The following is a 16,275-nucleotide window of genomic DNA, read 5'->3' as shown; positions in this document are numbered from 1 at the left end:
CGCCGACCCTGGGTCGGCGGCGGCCACTCGCGCTGTGCCAGGAGGTGTCGTGCCGCGGTACGACACCTCCTGGCACACCCCCTTGCACACCTCGTGTCACCCCAGGAGCAGGTTCTCCAGTTCGCGGATCAGCCGGCCCGCCTCCGCACGGCTGCGGGACGGCAGTCCGGTGGTACGGCCTGCCGTGGTGTCCGTCGTCGTCAGGAACCGCAGCGCGACCGAGGCCTGCCGGGCGAACAGGGCGAGGAGGTCGAGCTCCGGCAGACTGGACCTGGCCTGCTGGGCCGGATCCAGTACCTCCAGTACGCCGAGGACCTGGCCGCCGTGGACCAGGGGCACCGCCATCAGAGCGCTGGGCACGTACCGGGTGGACTCGGCCATCGAACGGTCGAAGGACGGGTGCGCGGCGAGATCGTCGACCACGAGCGGCTCCCCGGAGACCGCCACCCAGCCGGCGATGCCCCGGCCGGCCGGAAAGCGCCGGCCGACAAGGAAGTCCTCGCCCTGCCCGGAGACGGCCTGGAAGACCAGTTCGTCCACCTCCTCGTCGAGGAGGAACACGGAACTGGCCTGGGCGTCGAAGATCGCCCGAGCGACGTCGACGACGGATTGCAGGAGTTCGAGGGCCATCCGGTCGTGGGACGCGGTCGAGGGCTGTACATCGAGGGACACGACGGCACCTTTGCTAACGGACGTTGGCGGCGGAGGCGTAGAGCGCGCTTTTCAACTGGAAGGGCGTCATCCGAGGACTCGTCGAGAGCACGCGTGCGCAGAGACCGCTGATGAACGGTGTGGCGAAGCTGTTTCCGGTGGAGCGGATCGTGGTGCCGCCTAGCCAGCCGACCTCCACGTTCTGGCCGGGGGCGAAGAACTCCACGGGCGGCTGCGGGTTGTAGAGATGCAGTCCGGTGTCGTCCTCGCCGTGGCTGCCCACCGAGATCACCGAGGCGAAGCGCCAGGGGAAGCTCTCCACCTGGGCGTTGTGGGCGGAGGCGACGATGACCGTACGGTTGAAGTAGGCCTCGTCGGTGACGGCGCGCAGCTCCTGGGCGAAGCGCGTCCTGGTGGTCGAGAGGCTGAGATTGATCACGTCGAAGCCCTGTCGCACCGCCCAGCGCAGTCCTTCGAGCAGGACATCGCCCGTACCGGAGAAGCGCTCCCCCAGCACCCGCACGCTGTACACCTCGCAGTCCGGGGCCACCCGGCGGATGATGCTGGCGCAGGCGGTGCCGTGGCCGCACACGTCCCTGGCCTCGGTCTCCTCGACCCGGATGCCGGCTTCGTCCTTGCGGACCGCCCAGGAGCCGTTCACCGGTCCGACGGCCGGGTGGTCGTCCTCGACGCCCGAGTCGACGACGCACACCCGCACGCCGCGGCCCGTGGATTCCTCCAGAGCGGCGGGGACGTGAGCCTCGTCGGCGGTCACCGAGATGTCCTCGGGGCGTTTGCCGTGCAGGCGCCAGGTGAGGCCGTGCGGCGGTGCTGTGGTCACGGGCGATCGTTCCGTTCGTCGAGGATGTCACGGGCCCTCCGCGCACCGGGCAGATGCCCCTTCGCGGCGAAGGCGGCACCGGCCGCGCGGGCGGCCGCCGCGGCCCGGTCCCGCATGCCGAGCGAGCTGAGGACGTACGCCTGGTCGAGCCGGGCGACGGCGCGGACCAAGGGAGAGTCGGTCCGGCCGGCCGCGGCGACGGCGCGCGCGGCGAGCCGGAGCGCCTCGGTGTCTCGCGCGTCGGCGGCGGCGACCCTGGCCAGCAGACCGTCGGCGTCCGCGGCCTCGGCGTGGGTCCGGGCGTCGCCCCGGGACAGCCTGGCGAGGATGCCGGCGGCCGCCGCCACGTCCGCGCCGTCCAGGCTGAGCCTGGCGGACTCCATGAGGGCGGTCTCCAGGAGGGCCCTCGTCCCCAGCTCCCGGGCCGATCCGGTCGCCGTGTCCAGCAGTGACCGGGCCTGATCGGCTCGGCCCGCGAGGGTCTCGACCATGGCGGCGAAGAGCGGGATCACGACTCTTGTCTCGGCATAACCCAGTTCCCCGGCCAGCCGTCCGGCCTCGGCCAGGCACTCCCGGGCAGCCGTCCACCGGTGCTGAAGGGCGTGCAGAACGGCCAGGGGGCAGCTCAGTGTCACGCGCACGGTCCGTCGACCGGGTCCGTGCTCCTGGAGCAGTGCCTGGCAGCGTTTCACTGCCTCCGGTACGGGCAGCGGGCCCCGCCACAGGGAGATGCCGATCGCCCCGAGGGCCGCGGCCCGCTCCGGCTCGCCGTCCGCCCGGATCGCATGGGTGAGTGCCTGGGTGAGCCATCGGTCCGCCTCCCCGTACCGTCCCTCGGACTGGCACTGCTGAGCGAGCCGGAGACACGCCCTGGCCCGGCCGAGATCGTCGCCCGCTGCCACGAACACCGGCATCACGGAGGCTGCGGCAACGGCCGGTGACTCCCCTCCGGGAGCCAGGGCGGCCAGGGCGAGACGGGCGTGCGCGTGCTCCACCGCGTCGGCGGACGTGGCCAGCACCCGCTGAAGGAGCAGGCGTCCCTCGTCGGCGCGGCCCAGTGCGGCACGGACCTCGCCGAGCCTGCGCAGCGCCGCCGCACCGCCGGGCTCGCCTTCGCCGCGCAACGCCGCGGCACGGCTCAGCAGATCCTCGGCCCAGGGCAGGTCGGACCGGGTGAGTGCCTGGGCGCCGGCCCGGCCGAGGGCGTCGGCGGCCCGGCCGCGCAGGGTCCGCACCGAGTCGTCGAGCACACCGAGTTCACGGCGGAAGCCGTAGGCGCGTTCCAGATGACCGCCCACGGCCGCCGGCCCGGCCGCGCGGACCGCGGGCAGGGCCGCCGCCCTCTCGTGCCCTTCGGCCCGCGCGCGCTTCGACATGCACGCGTACGTCACCTCCTGGACCAGTCCGCTGGTGAACCGGAACGAGGCCTGCCGTACGGGCTCGACGAGGCGCCGCCGACTGAGCCCGAGCAGGGCGGTCCTGATCTCGTCGTGATCACCGCACAGCCCGGCGACGTCGCCGACGGCGAACTCCCGTCCGATCACCGACGCGTGATCGAGGGTCCGCCGCTCCCTCGCGGGCAGGGCATCGATCCGCGCTCCGAGCAGTGCCTGCACGGTGTGCGGCAGCTCGTCCTGTGAACCGGTCTCGGTGCCGGCCAGCAGCTGTTCCAGATGCAGGGGATTGCCGCCGGCCCGCTCCAGAAGCCGGGTCGGAGTGTCGTTCCGGTGGGCGGCGACATCCGCCAGCTGCGCGGCCAGGGCCGCGGAGTCGTCGTACGACAGGCCCCCCAGGCCGAGATCCCGGACGCGCGGGTCCGCCGTCAGGCCGGGCCGGCTCTCCAGCAGTTCCGGCCTGGCGACACAGATGAGCAGGACCGCGGCCCGGTCCAGTTCGGCGAGGAGACGGTCCAGGACGTCCAGCAGCAGACCGCCGGCCCAGTGGCAGTCGTCGATGACCAGGACAGCCGGCCGTGGCGCGGAGAGCAGGCTGAGCACCTGCACGAGTGCGGCGCAGGTGTCCTCGACCGACGGGTTGGGGGTGCCGTCGAGGAGGATGCCGCCCGCGAGCACCCGCAGGGCCTCCCCCGAATCCTCACCGGTCCGGTCCGTCGTCAGCAGGGCGGTCACGGCCTCGCCGAGCGGGCCGAGGCTGCCCTGTGCGCCGTACTGCCGACAACGGCCGGCGCCGTGACGCGGCGTACGGGTGTGGAGCCACTCCCGGACCAGCCGGGTCTTGCCCATCCCGGCCTCGCCGTGCACCAGGACGCGGCGCGCCCCGCGCAGGGCGGTCACCTCGTCGAAGGCGGCGTCCAGGGCGGCCAGTTCGGGAAGCCGACCGACGAAGCGCAGATCGAAGCGGCGCTGGAGTCCGGGGTCGTCCTCGTCGAGTCCCAGCAGCCGGTAGGCCTGAACGGGATCGGCCTTGCCCTTGAGCGAGAGCGGGCCGACGGGTTCGGCGCGTACGGCGGGTCCGGCCGATCGCAGGGTGTCGGGTCCGATGAGGATGCCGCCCGGCCCCGCATGCTGCTCCAGCCGGGCAGCAACGTTCACGGTCTCTCCGGAGACCAGCGCCTGGCGGGCCGACGCGTCCGAACCGGACACCACCTGACCGGTGTTGACTCCGATCCGCACGTCGAGGCGGATACCCAGGGTGGTTTCGAGCTCGGCATTGAGCTCTGCCAGGGCGGCCGTCATCGACAGTGCCGCGGCCAGCGCGCGCCGGGCGTCGTCCTCGTGCACCACGGGGACCCCGAACACGGCCATGACGGCGTCCCCGATGAACTTCTCGACCGTGCCTCCGCAGAACTCGATCTGACGACTCATCAGGTCGAAGTAGCGCAGTGTCACCGCGCGCAGTGTCTCGGGATCCAGTCCGCCGGAGAGCGCGGTGGAGCCGACGAGGTCGCAGAACAGCACGGTGACGACTTTGCGGGACTCGGGTACCGCGACGGCCGGAGCGTGGCGGCGGGCCCCGCAGGACGGGCAGTACCGGGCGTTCTCCGGCAGATCGCCTCCGCACTCGGAGCAAGGCATGGTGTTCGGGTCCTCCCGGGCCATGGTCACGCTCAGAAGAGCGCGCCGCCGGCGATCTCGCCGTGGGCCTGCACCTCGGGCCCCGCCTCGTCCAGCCGGCCCTTGATATCGACCAGCAGGTCCAGCTCGTGCCGGGTGAGCCGCGCCAGCACGTCGAGCTGCTCGGCGGTGAGGGCGGCAACCGTGAACCCCGCCGCGCTCAGCCGTTCGAGCGCCATCTGATCGTCCGTCATGCCGGGCCTCCCGGAACCGTGGTGAGCTGAGAGAACAGCCGAGCGATCCCGTCGGCCGTACGAAGTGCGCTGACACCGATCGCCGCCTGCTGCGCGTGGGTCGGCGCGAGCCGGTCGAGGAGAGCGTCGACCTCGGCGGTGTGCCCGGTGTCCAGTGCGGCGTGCTCGCGCAGCGTCCGGAACGCCGCGGCGGGCAGACCGGTGAGCCCCGCGAGCCGGCCGGCCAGCCAGGAGGCTGGGGCGTTGCCTTCCAGCACCCGTATGTAGCCCAGGAGCGCGACGGGGTGGTGGTGCCGGAGCCAGTAGTACTGGGCTCCGGCCAGGTCGGCGACGACCGGGAAAGGCAGCCGGTGCACGGCCGCCTCGGGATCGCCGCCGGCGGCGGCGAGATCTTCCAGCAGCCATGCGTCGTGGCCGCGCTCGCCTCGCGCGTGCTCGTCGAGGAACCGGCCGAGAGGGGCGGCGAGCGGGTCCGGTCCGGACAGTTCGCGGCAGCGCTGGGCGGCCGCCTCCATCAGGGGTACCGAGGCCCGGATCAGCATGTGCATCGCGTGGAGGTACTCGACGTACCGTGCGCGCAGGCGGCCCGGGTCGGTGTCCCACAGCGCCGTGGTGGCGGCGTGCAGCGCGGGGGCGGCGAGATCGAGCTTGACGCGCAGTGCCTCCGACGCGCTGAGCGCGCTCACCGCCGGTTCCCGGTGAGGTCGGGCAGGGTCACCAGAGGGGCGTACGGAGCGCAGCCGTAGCGCTTCAGGAGGGCGGCCGGCCCGGCCGCGGCCTGCGTCCTGGCAGCCTCCTGGTCCAGCAGCTCACCGACCGGTCCCGACGCGTCCCTGGTGACCGCGGCCACCAGGCCGGTCTGCTCGGTGAGGCCCCGGCATCCGTCGCAGTACCCGGCTCCGGCCGCCTCGGGGGCGTACCGCTCGTACAGCCGGGCCGGCCCGAGGGCGCGTACCATCCGCAGGATCGGAGAGGACAGCGAGCGTCGTCGTACGGTCGCCCAGTCGTCCGTGGCGATGTGGCCGAGCGCCAGGTGGTCGGGGACCGGTCTGAGGTCCACCGTCCGCTGGTTGCAGCAGGCCAGTACGGCGCCGTCGAAAGCCACGACCGGCCAGGCTGCCATGGCGCACGGCAGGGCTTGGTGGCCTGCGCCGGTCCGTGCGCCGACGCCCGCCCACGCGGCGGCCCGGCCCACCGCCCGCACGTGGTTGACGAGCATCGGCACCCGGTCGTCGAACTCGCGCCTGATCTCGGAGGTCAGTTCGGCCAGGTAGGGATCGCGCGGCCCGGAGCCGGTGAGGTGAAAGCTGGCGGGGACGCCCGAGTCGAGCACCTGACGCACCGCCCGGAACACGTCACGGCGCGCGATCTCCCGTTCGTGGAAGACGTCCAGGCTCGCCGAGAAGTGCTCGACGGCGGTGATCGCCCGCATGACCGGCCGCGGTATCCGCCCGCCCCGGGCGAAGAACATCCCGCTCAGCAGCGCCGTGCGGGAGCCGGCCGCCCTGACGCGGGCTGCCAGTTCACCCACCAGGCCGGGCAGCAGCAGCGGTTCCCCGCCGGTCAGCAGCACGGCTTCCGGGCGATCGGCGTCGGTGAACGATTCGGTGAACCGCAGGAGTTGCTCCGCCACCGGCTCCTCACCGGCCGTGGTGGACGAGGTCGAGCAGTGTGCGCAGTTGAGCGGGCAGCGCCGGGTCAGCGTGAGGAGCAGTCCCGCGCACGGGACAGGCCGCAGGGCGATGAGTTCGGCCAGCCGCATGGTCTCCTCCTCCGTCGCTGTCCGTACGTGGTCGCTTTGGACGCCTACGACTGTGCGGGGACGCGGTGCGGATATGGCTGCTTTCCGGTAGGGCACCGGTATGCGCCCAGCTCGGAGCGGAGATTCAGGACCCCCGACGGGGGCCCGGAAGGGCGGTGCCGCGGTCGGAGGCCCGGCTGCGCAAGGCCAAAACCGCTTGCATACCAAGTGACCACCGATGCCGAACGTGGGCTGCCTAGCGTTGTGGATGTCGAAGCGGTCAAGCGCTCTCGAACCGCCGTCGGCTTCGTGCCGGTTGAACGGTGAGTATCCGTATTCCAGTCATGGACGCAAGGAGAAGAACCATGTCGGAGAACATCGAGTCCACGGGTGCGGGCAAGGTCGAGGACGAATCGGTCCTGTCCCTGCAGAACCTCGAGGGCGCGGACGAGGAGGCCGACGTCGAGGCGCACGAGAGCCGCCTGAGCGTCGCGGTCTGTGGTGTCGTGGCGGAGTAGTTGACCGCTGATCCGGATCTCCTGAACCCAGAACATCTCGAAAGGAGTTGCGGCATGTCGGAGAACGTCGAGCCCGCGGGTGGGGACAAGGCCGAGGACGAGTCGGTCCTGTCCCTGCAGAACCTCGAGGGCGCGGACGAGGAGGCCGAGATCGAGGCCCACGCGAGCCGCCTGAGCGTCGCGATCTGCGGCGTCGTCTCGGAGTGACGCCGTGGAAGAGGACAGCGAGTCCCCCGGTGCGGATGGGCACGATTCGGTTCTGTCGCTGCAGAACCTCGAGGGCGCCGATGCGGGGCCCGAGGTCGAGGCCCACATCAGCACACTGAGTGCGTACCGCTGCGGCGCCGTACTCGAATAGCCCCGACGGCGGGCCGGCCGTTGCACACCGCGGCCGGCCCGCCTTCTCGATTGCGGAGAATTCTCATGAACGCGCTGATGGGTTTCGTGGTGGCGGACCCGGACTTCTACGCCCCGCTGGAAAGCGCCAGGGACCGGGGCGAGGTGTACCGGCCCAGCCAGGTCCCCGATTCCTGGCAGGAATCCGATTTGGGGATCTGGACGGCGTGGCAGCGCGCGGGGGTGAATACGGCCGTGGACGGCTGGAAAGTCCATGTATCCGCTCGCTCCGACCGGCTGGCGGAGGTACTGGATGTCGTCGCCGGAATCTGTTTCGAACGAGACGTGCCGTTCAAGCACCTTTCCGCGCGCCTTTTTTACCAGTGGACACACCAGAAGCACGCCTCCCGTCCCCAGGGCGGCAAGTTCATCGCCGCCTATCCCCCTGATGTGGACACGGCACGCGCACTCATGGAACGGCTCACCGAGGCGCTGAAGGACGAGGAAGGGCCGTACATCCTCTCAGATCGCCGGTTCCCGGGGTCACGGGTCGTCCACTACCGCTACGGCGGCTTCGCCCCGGTGCCACGGGACAGGCCGGACGGGACCCGCGTCTTCATGGTCAGGAACGGCCATGGCGACCTGGTGGAGGACCGCAGGGACGCCGCTTTCCATCTGCCGGAGGGCGTCGTCGACCCGTTCGCGCCGACCGCGCCCCCGCCTGCCGCCCCTTCGGCCACCGCGAGGGAGCCGTCCTTCGGCGGCATCGTGTTCGAGAAGTCGATCCGGCACAGCAACGCGGGCGGCACCTACCGGGGCCGGCAACCGGCGACCGGCCGGACGGTGTTCGTCAAGGAGGCCCGCGCGCACACCGCGGTGGAACAGGACGGCCTGGACGCCCGGGGACGCCTGCGGGGCGAGTGGGACACGCTGAACGCCCTTCACCGAGCGGCTCCCGGGCTCGCTCCCGAACCGATCGCGTACTTCGCCGAGTGGGAGCACGACTTCCTGGTCACCGAGTTCGTCGAAGGCGTCACCCTGCAGAAGTGGATGGTCACCCACACCCCTCTGGTGAGGATCGACGCGACCGAGCAGGACTTCTCCGCCTATTACGACCGCTGCGAGAAGCTGATCTCCCGTGTGGAGGCGGCGGTCGAGCAGCTGCACGCGTGTGGCTACCTCTTCGTCGACATCAGCCCGGACAACGTGCTCGTCGACGAGGAGGACGGTGTCCGTCTGGTGGACTTCGAGGCCGCCCACCGCCGGGGAGAGCCCTTCTTCGCGGCCGGTACGCCCGGGTACATGCCGCCGCGGGCCCTGGTGGGTGAGGACCCGTCCGTCTACGACGCGTACGGGCTTGCCGCGCTGGCCCAGTTGCTCGTGGCGCCCCTGCACCATGTGGTGCGTCGCAACCCGGACGCGCTGGCTCACCTGCACCACGACCTGACCGAGCTCGCCCCCGTCCCGCCGGCGTTGTGGAAGCGGGTCACCGCGTTCCACGCGCCTGGTCCGCGTCCCGTCCTGCCCTCGGCGCAGATGGTCGCGGAGGCTCCCCTCGCACGTCTCCAGGAGCTCCGGGACCGGGTCGGGGACGCGCTGGTGGCGATGGCCGACCCGCAGCACCCGGCGCGGATCTTCCCCACGGTGCCTCAGGGTTACCACACCAACACCCTGTGTGTGGCGTACGGCGCCGCCGGTGTTGTCCACGCCCTGCACCGGGCCGGCCGCGAGATACCCGCGGGAACAGTGGAGCGGCTGCGCCGCGACGCTCTCGCGACGGCCGGCTCCCTGCCGCCGGGCCTGCACGTCGGGACCGCGGGCATCGCGTGGGTCCTGGCGGAGCAGGGACACCTGGACGAGGCCCGCGCGCTCCTCGACAGCGGCGATCGGCACCCCCTCGTCGACCGCAGCGCGACCCTGTTCGGCGGTGCCGCCGGAGTGGCCCTCGCCCACCTCGCGCTCTACCGGCACACCCGGGACGAGCATCACCTCGACCGCGCCGCGGCGCTCGCCCGCGGCATACCGGCGGACGACGACCTGGTGGCGCGGTTGGGCGCCGATGACGCGACCGGCCTCTTTCACGGCCGCACCGGTGTCGCGTTGACGCTCCACCAGCTCGCCACCGTCACCGGCGACACCACGCTGCTGGACCGGGGGCTGCGGCTCCTGCACGCCGAACTCGACCGCGAGTGCGACCCGGAAAGCTCCGGAATGAGCTTCCCGGTCTCCACGACCGACAAGCGGATCATGCCCTACCTGTACTGCGGATCCGCCGGCGTGGTCCACGTCGCCACCCGCTATCTGCTGGCGGCCGAGGACGAACGGCTCGCCGCCGCCATGCCCCGGCTGCTACGGCCGCTGCGCACGACCTACACCGTCATGCCCGGCCTCTGCAACGGGCTGTCGAGCCTCGGCTTCGCCCTGGCCGACCGCGCGGCGCTCACCGGAGACCAGGACGACCACCAGGCCGCCGTGCGCGTGGGGCGAGCGCTGTTCAAGTACACCGTGCCGCACCCCACGGGAGTGCGTTTCCCCGGCGACCAGTTGCTGCGCCACAGCGCGGACCTGTGGAGCGGATCCGCGGGCATCCTCCTGTTCCTCACCCAGCTCCTCCACCCGCGCCCGGACGCGCTCTTCACCATCGACGCGCACCTGGCCACGGGGAACGCCCGAACCGACCGCTGACCGTCCCGTCCGGCGGGCGCGGGCTCCTCCGGATCCCGGCGTCCGCCGCTGCCATTCGCTCAGGAGCGTGCCGTGAGACGTGATCTCCGACTCTACTGGTGGGGCCAGACCGCCTCAGCCTTCGGCTCTGTCTGCACCGCCGTGGCCATGCCCGTCGTCGCCATCGTCCACTTCGGGGCCTCCCCGGGGGAGATGGGCGTCATCGCGGCGGCGGCCAGTGTGCCCGCGATCGTGCTGGGGCTGCCGGCCGGCGCGCTGGCCGACCGGATCAGACGCCCGCGCAGGACGCTGATGGCGCTGGACACCGTCGCCGCGCTCGGCGTGGGCATGCTCGCGCTGGGCGTCTGGACCCACCTCGCCGCCATCGGCTGGCTGATCTGCCTCGGGACGCTGCAAGGCGTTCTGTCGATCCTGGCCGGGTCCCTGTACTTCGTGCACCTGCGACAACTCGTCGACGCCCAGCGGATCGGACCGGTCCGGGCCCGGCTCCAGGCCGGGCAGTACGGGGCGGCACTGCTCGGGAGGGTCCTCGCGGGCCCACTGATCGTCGCGTTCGGCACGTCGGCGGCGCTCGCCGTCGACGTCCTCAGCTACCTTCTCAGCGCAACCGCCCTGCTGTGCATGCGCGCGGCCGACAGCATGCCCGCGCGGGCTCGCGGGGCCGGCACGGGCACCTTCCGCGAGGCCGCCGCCGGACTGCGGTTCTTCACCGGACACGCGTTCCACCGGTCGCTCCTCGTCTTCATCGTCGTCCCGGCCGCGGCGGCGGCCGGGCTCTCCGCGCTGACGGGCCCTTTCCTGCTCCGCGTGATCCATCTGCCGACCGGCTGGTACGGCCTCGCGTTCGTCCTGTCGGGAGTCATGGGCCTGGCCGGCTCCGCCGTCTCCGCACGTGTCCTCGCTCCCGACCGTGACCCGCGCCGGACGACGGTCCTCGCGTTCGCCGCCGGCACCACGTGCTATGTGCTGCTGCCCGTGGCCTCGGGTCCCCTTCCCCTGGCGACGGCCTGTGCCGCCGTGGGCATCGGCGTCCCCGTCTTCTTCGGAGCGATCGCGAATGTCGCGCTCATCTCGGTCTTCGCGGTGGATGTAGCCGAGGACGAGATGGGGCGCATCACGGCGGCGCTTCAGGTCATCACCGCCGGTACGGCCATGATCGGCGCACTGGCGGGCGGTGCCCTCGGCGACTGGCTCGGAGTACGCCCCGCGATGTGGGCTCTGTGCGCGATCTCCCTCACGGCGGCGGGTCTGGCCGGCCCGGCCGCCCTCCGGTCGGCGCGCACCCTCCACGAGGCCGATCGCACGGATACGGCCGTGGGACTCCCCCGCTGAACCCGCTGACCGGCGAGGTCCGCGACGGCCGCGACAACCGCCGCGGAACGGGCCGTTGCCGCCGCCCGCCGTCTCATGCCCGGTGACCGACGGTTTCACGCGCGTACAGGTGCGTCAGGTACGGCACGCAGTACTCGGCCGCGTGCACCGTCACCTCGCTCGCGGGTGAGACCACGGCACCGGCCTCGATCATCAACTCCAGTGTCCGCAGCGTGCGTTCCAGCCCGTACCCGAGGGCCGCCGCGGCCTCGTCCACCGTGAACCGGCCGGCCAGCGGCAGGCCCGCGAGGCCGAGGAGCACGCAACGATGCCGTTCGTCCAGCTCGCCCCACTCCGAACTCACCCGGTCGCGCACCAGGATGTCGCCCACGATGAGTTCGTCGAGCACCATCCGCGGATCGGCGAGGCGGTCGGCGTACTCGGCCAGCGGGAGATGACGCAGCACGGCGAGTTTGAGTCCCGCCGCGCGTACAGCCAGCGGCAGCAGCCCACACGCCATGACGATGCGTTCGGCGGCCGCCCGGTCGCAGAGCACACGGCCGACACCGATCAGCCGGCCGAGCAGGCCGAGCGCTTCGCCGACCGCCATCGGCGGTATCTGGAGGCGAAACGCGGGAGCGAGCCCCGCCAGCAGGCCGCGGGAGGTGACGATCACCGCGCTGCGTCCCTCGCCCGGCAGGATAGGGCGAAGACCTGCCTCGTGCGCGGCGTCGTCGAGAACCAGCAGCACCCTGCGGTCCGCCAGCCAGCCCCGCCAGTGCGCGGCAGACCGTTCCGGATCGTCGGACGAGACCTTCCGCAGACCGGCGTGGGCGAGCAACTCCGAGAGAACGGACGCGACCGGGCGTATCGATCCGTCGTCCGCGTGCAGCCGTACGAAGATCCTGCCGCCCGGGAACTCGTCCTTCAACCGGTGCGCCGCGTGCAGGGCGAGAGCAGTCTTCCCGGCTCCCGCCGAGCCGGCCACGACCGTGACGGAGCCGCCCCGCACTGCCTGGTCCAGCAGTTCGGAGAGCAGTTCGGAGCGCCCTTCGAAGTCGGGGACGTCGGCCGGCAGCGCCGTGACGGTCGGTGGGCGCCGGGCGGGTGTGGGGGCGTCGGCTTCCTTTCCGTCGAGGATGGAGCGATGGAGCGCCACCAGGACCGGGCTCGGCGAGAGTCCCAGCTCGCGGGAGAGGCACTGCCTGACGTCGTCGAACACCGCCAGTGCCTCGGTACGGCGCCCCGCGCGGTGCAGGGCGGTCATCTGTACGGCCCGCAGCCTCTCCCGCAGGGGATGCTCCTCGATCAGCTCACCGACGGCCTCCACGACCTCACGGGCCCGCCCCACCGAGAGCGCCGCCTCGGCCCAGTCCTCACTGACCGTGAGGTAACGGCTGGTCAGCTGGTCGGCGTGGGCGCGGAGGAGTTCGGAACAGCGCAGTTCGGGAAGCGGTGGGCCGCCCCAGAGCCGCCTGGCCCTGTCGAGAAGCCCGGCCGCTCTTTCGTACGAGGCCTCCACGGCGGCCTGCCGGGCCGTCCGGACACAGGCCTGGAAGGCGAGCGAGTCCAGTTCGGACTCGGCCGACCGGAGCAGATAGCCCCCCGGCCCGTGCACAAGCCTGTCCCCCGTGGGGGCCAGGGTCCTACGGAGCGCGGAAACGTAGACCTGGATGTTCTTCCGGGCAGTCCTGGGAGGCTCGTCCGCCCATACGGCCTCGGTGAGCTGGTCAACGGAGACGAACCTGTTGGGCGTGCACAGCAGCGTGGCGAGGACGACGCGCTGCTTGAGGGGGCCGAGGGGAAGGACCTCGTCGCCGACCCGGACCGACAACGGCCCGAGGACGCGGATCCGCACCGGCGCCGCGCCTCCTGCGGTCTCCGGTGTCTCACGCACAGTCCACGCCCCCCGAGACACGGACCCGGCGGCGACGCTGAGCGAGCATGGCTGAGCAACCTTTCGGTCAGGGACGGGCAGAGAGCACAGAGTCCGGCGGCGCCGAGACCTGCGGATCCGACCCTTCGACTGTGTCTCGTGCAGACGCGGGCAGCATTGGGGGACCCCCTGCATACCAACCCTTTACCGGCGATCCCGGGCGGGTGGCCGAGGGGGTGGAGGACGCGCCCCGCCCGCACCAGCAACCGGATCCGCGGCCTGCTCACCCAGTTCCACCCGTCCATGGAACGCGTCCTCGGCCCTCGGCTCGACCACCAGGCCGTCACCTGGCTCCTCGAACGCCACGGGTCTCCGGCCGCCCTGCGAAAAGCCGGATGACGCAGGCTCGTTGAGGTGATCCGGCCCAAGGCCCCGCGCATGGCCGCGCGGCTGATCGACGACGTCTTCGACGCGCTCGACGAACAGACCGTCGTCGTCCCCGGCACCGGCACCCTCGACATCGTCATCCCGTCGCCGGCTCACTCGCTCGGCACCGTCCACGAACAACGCTGGGCCACAGAAGCCCAGATCAACGCCCTGCTGGAGGCCAACCCCCATGGGCAGTGGTGCGGGGCACCGCCAAGCCCGCCCCGGCCCATCGAGGCCCTGAAAGAGACTGCGGGCCCCGCATCATCCTCGTGTCGGTGGTCGGTGCCGGAGAAGCCGCCCAAGTCGTTCCGGCGCCGCGGCGGACAGCAGGCCAGGGACGGCGGGTTCGGCAACGGTCGCGCGGTGGTACGGAAGCGGCTTCTCATCGCGTCCGCGCCGGGCCAGGGCGTCGCGGCCCCTCGGACGGCGGACGACATGCCCGTTCCGGCGATTTGCCGGACGGTTGTGGGGATTTCCCCAATGCTGCGGTGGTCGCCGACGCGAAGACTTGGCGTCGTCCACAGGAACAGGTGTGCGGGGCCGAACATCCCCCGCGGTTCCGCACACCCTGAACGCAGACTCGCGACGGACCAGGGCCATGGCCGCGCGGCGTTCCGGCTCGCTACGCGCGCGCCGCCCGATTCCTGACACCTCGGCCGGTGCTGGGGGCTCAGACCGTCCGAACCATCACAACCCAACCGAGCGATTCGGCCGTCCGCTCCAGTCCGCCCCTGAGAAAGACATGAAACTCAGACGCATGGCGGTGGCCGCCGCACTCGGCGCCACCGTCCTCACCACGGTGCCGGCGATCACCACCCCGTTCACGGCCTACGCTTCCTGCAACGACGACCACTCCTCGTGCGGCGACGACGATCCCCCGTACGACGACTCCGTCCCCGACGACCCGGGTAACAACGACCCGGGTAACGACAACCCCGGTTACGGGGACGGAACGCCCACGGGCGTGGTCGATGACACCAACGTCAGCGAAGCACCGGACCCGGCGCCGGCGGACGCCACCCTGCCCACGGTCGTGACCGACGGCGTCTCCACGCAGCCCTCCGCCCCGGCGGACCCGGGGATCCCCACCGCCACCGAGGACCCCGACTCGGACGGCGGCGGGGGCGGCGACAGCGGGGATCGAGTGGTTCTCTACAGCCCGGGGGAGAAGTTCGAGAAGCGGCAGAACTGCTACCGCAACCCCAACGCCGCCCAGTACAAGGTCTCGGACACCGTCAAGTACGACGTCTCGTACCAGGCCAGCGGGAACATCACGGCGAAGGCGGGCGAGGTGCTCTCCGCCTCCCTCGGAGCCCAGATCAACACGACCGTCAGCCACAGCACGACCATCGACGTCACCCTCAACCAGGGTGAGAGCTGGGCGCTGTACGTCGAGTACCAGACCAACATCTACAAGATCACGTCGTGGGACTGGACCGCTCTCAAGTACCGGATCGAGTACGTGAACGTCACCGCCCCGACCGGTGTCGTGACCGGGCGCTCCTGCTGAGACCCGTCCCCTCCTGATGGCGCTTCCCCCCTCCGCACCGGTGGCACGACGGATCACCCCCGTCGTGCCACCGCTCCACGCCGAGGTGGTCCCCGCGGCGGCCCGCGCTTCGGCGCTGGCCGCCCTGGCCGCGCTCACCGAGACCGCGCGTCGGCATCTCGGCGACCCCGACCTGTTCCACCGTCCCCGCTACCGCCTGAAGATGCACCACCGCCACCTCGCCCGGATGACGGACGAGCAGGTGACCGCTCAAGTCGCCGAGGCCGCGGAGAACCGGGCCGAGGCCGGCCTGCTGGCCGTGCACTCGGTTCGCGCGGAACGCGCCGAACACCCCCGCCGCCGCCCCTGCTTCACCCCGGACGCACTCGCCGAACTGCACGGCATGCTCGTGACCGCGGACCCCAGCATCCCCGGCGCCGGCGGCTTCCGGCGCGCCACCGCCAGGGTGACCTGGCCGGACGGACGGCGCTTCGTCATCGCCGTCGGTGCCGGCGAGGAACTGCGCGACCACATGCGGCGCTGGTACGAGTGGGGCATCCGGACCACCTCGCCGCCCCTGGACGCGGCGGCGCTCAGCATGGTGCGGCTGCTGACCATCCACCCCTTCCCCGACGCCAACGGCCGGACCGCACGCCTGCTCGCCGAGTGCGACCTGGTGGCCGCCGGCCTCATGCCGGGCCTCATGCTCGACATCGAAGGGTGGATCGAGCACCACCGGGCCGAACACGACAAGGCGGTGGTCGCCGCGGCGGAGGGCCTGTGGACCGTCTGGGGCGAGCTGTTCGCCCGGACGGTCACCGACACCGCCCGCCACCGGACCGCGACCATCGAGGCCTACGGCGCCCTGATCGACGAGGCGGCCGACCACGCCGGGCGCGACGCGGCCACCTCCGCCGTCCTGGCCTGCTTTCGCTCCAGCCCGGCGGTCTCCGCGGCCTGGCTGCGCGAACGCGTCCCCCACGACCCGGAGCCGGTCCTCGAACGCCTGCTGGCGGAGGGTGTTCTCGCCCCCCACCCACGCCTTCCGGGAGCCCTGGTGCACCCCGGGTCACTGGCGATCCTGGACACACCCTACGGAGACCTCTTCGCGTGATGTGCCCGCTTCCCGG

13 protein-coding genes and 1 pseudogene are annotated in these 16,275 nt (G+C 71.9%); 7 read left to right on the top strand and 7 right to left on the bottom strand.

Features of this window, described 5'->3' with window-relative positions; genetic code table 11:
- Window positions 1-96: 96 nt before the first annotated feature.
- The 6 genes from ABZ464_RS46575 to ABZ464_RS46550 are packed head-to-tail and all read right to left on the bottom strand — an operon-like array spanning window position 97 to window position 6,522.
- The gene (locus ABZ464_RS46575; protein WP_359288024.1) at window positions 97-630 is read right to left on the bottom strand and encodes a GAF domain-containing protein; all 534 of its coding nucleotides are present in this window, start codon (window positions 628-630) and stop codon (window positions 97-99) included.
- Between the two features lie 55 nt (window positions 631-685).
- Window positions 686-1,492 (bottom strand): S8 family serine peptidase, encoded by an 807-nt coding sequence (locus ABZ464_RS46570; RefSeq protein ID WP_359288021.1) that lies wholly within the window; start codon window positions 1,490-1,492, stop codon window positions 686-688.
- The gene (locus ABZ464_RS46565) at window positions 1,489-4,527 is read right to left on the bottom strand and encodes an adenylate/guanylate cyclase domain-containing protein (RefSeq protein ID WP_359288020.1); all 3,039 of its coding nucleotides are present in this window, start codon (window positions 4,525-4,527) and stop codon (window positions 1,489-1,491) included. Before ABZ464_RS46565 ends, ABZ464_RS46570 begins: the two co-directional genes overlap by 4 nt.
- A 32-nt stretch (window positions 4,528-4,559) precedes the next feature.
- Window positions 4,560-4,760, bottom strand: a complete 201-nt coding sequence (locus ABZ464_RS46560; protein ID WP_359288019.1) for an aroma-sacti cluster domain-containing protein — start codon at window positions 4,758-4,760, stop codon at window positions 4,560-4,562.
- Window positions 4,757-5,386, bottom strand: coding sequence for an iron-containing redox enzyme family protein (locus ABZ464_RS46555; RefSeq protein WP_359288023.1), 630 nt, complete (start codon window positions 5,384-5,386; stop codon window positions 4,757-4,759). The genes ABZ464_RS46560 and ABZ464_RS46555 overlap by 4 nt, the downstream gene beginning before the upstream one ends.
- A 56-nt stretch (window positions 5,387-5,442) precedes the next feature.
- On the bottom strand, window positions 5,443-6,522 hold the full coding sequence (locus ABZ464_RS46550) for a radical SAM protein (protein ID WP_359288018.1): 1,080 nt from the start codon (window positions 6,520-6,522) through the stop codon (window positions 5,443-5,445).
- 344 nt (window positions 6,523-6,866) lie between these two features.
- Between ABZ464_RS46550 and ABZ464_RS46545 the strand changes: the two genes are divergently transcribed.
- From ABZ464_RS46545 to ABZ464_RS46530, 4 genes are all read left to right on the top strand, one after another.
- Window positions 6,867-7,019: a hypothetical protein gene (locus ABZ464_RS46545; RefSeq protein WP_359288017.1), complete on the top strand. Its 153-nt coding sequence runs from the start codon at window positions 6,867-6,869 to the stop codon at window positions 7,017-7,019.
- Between the two features lie 54 nt (window positions 7,020-7,073).
- Window positions 7,074-7,226, top strand: a complete 153-nt coding sequence (locus ABZ464_RS46540) for a hypothetical protein (RefSeq protein WP_359288016.1) — start codon at window positions 7,074-7,076, stop codon at window positions 7,224-7,226.
- Between the two features lie 216 nt (window positions 7,227-7,442).
- Window positions 7,443-10,040, top strand: coding sequence for a class III lanthionine synthetase LanKC (gene lanKC, locus ABZ464_RS46535; protein ID WP_359288015.1), 2,598 nt, complete (start codon window positions 7,443-7,445; stop codon window positions 10,038-10,040).
- Window positions 10,041-10,112: 72 nt separating this feature from the next.
- Window positions 10,113-11,372, top strand: a complete 1,260-nt coding sequence (locus ABZ464_RS46530; RefSeq protein ID WP_359288014.1) for an MFS transporter — start codon at window positions 10,113-10,115, stop codon at window positions 11,370-11,372.
- 73 nt (window positions 11,373-11,445) lie between these two features.
- Here the strand turns inward: ABZ464_RS46530 and ABZ464_RS46525 are convergent, their stop codons facing one another.
- Complete coding sequence (locus tag ABZ464_RS46525) at window positions 11,446-13,248, bottom strand: BTAD domain-containing putative transcriptional regulator (protein ID WP_359288013.1); 1,803 nt, start codon at window positions 13,246-13,248, stop codon at window positions 11,446-11,448.
- Window positions 13,249-13,482: 234 nt separating this feature from the next.
- On the opposite strand from ABZ464_RS46525, the pseudogene ABZ464_RS46520 reads away from it, so the two are divergent.
- The 3 genes and pseudogenes from ABZ464_RS46520 to ABZ464_RS46510 form a co-directional block, all read left to right on the top strand.
- A pseudogene (locus ABZ464_RS46520) lies at window positions 13,483-13,842 on the top strand (IS110 family transposase); the annotation flags it as partial.
- A 556-nt stretch (window positions 13,843-14,398) separates the two neighbouring features.
- Complete coding sequence (locus tag ABZ464_RS46515; RefSeq protein WP_359288012.1) at window positions 14,399-15,166, top strand: DUF6426 family protein; 768 nt, start codon at window positions 14,399-14,401, stop codon at window positions 15,164-15,166.
- Window positions 15,167-15,206: 40 nt separating this feature from the next.
- Window positions 15,207-16,259 (top strand): Fic family protein, encoded by a 1,053-nt coding sequence (locus ABZ464_RS46510; RefSeq protein WP_359288011.1) that lies wholly within the window; start codon window positions 15,207-15,209, stop codon window positions 16,257-16,259.
- Window positions 16,260-16,275: the final 16 nt, after the last annotated feature.

It is taken from the genome of Streptomyces sp. NPDC005820 (genome assembly GCF_040630255.1).
Lineage (GTDB): Bacteria > Actinomycetota > Actinomycetes > Streptomycetales > Streptomycetaceae > Streptomyces.
This window is presented reverse-complemented; position numbering and strand designations above follow the sequence as displayed.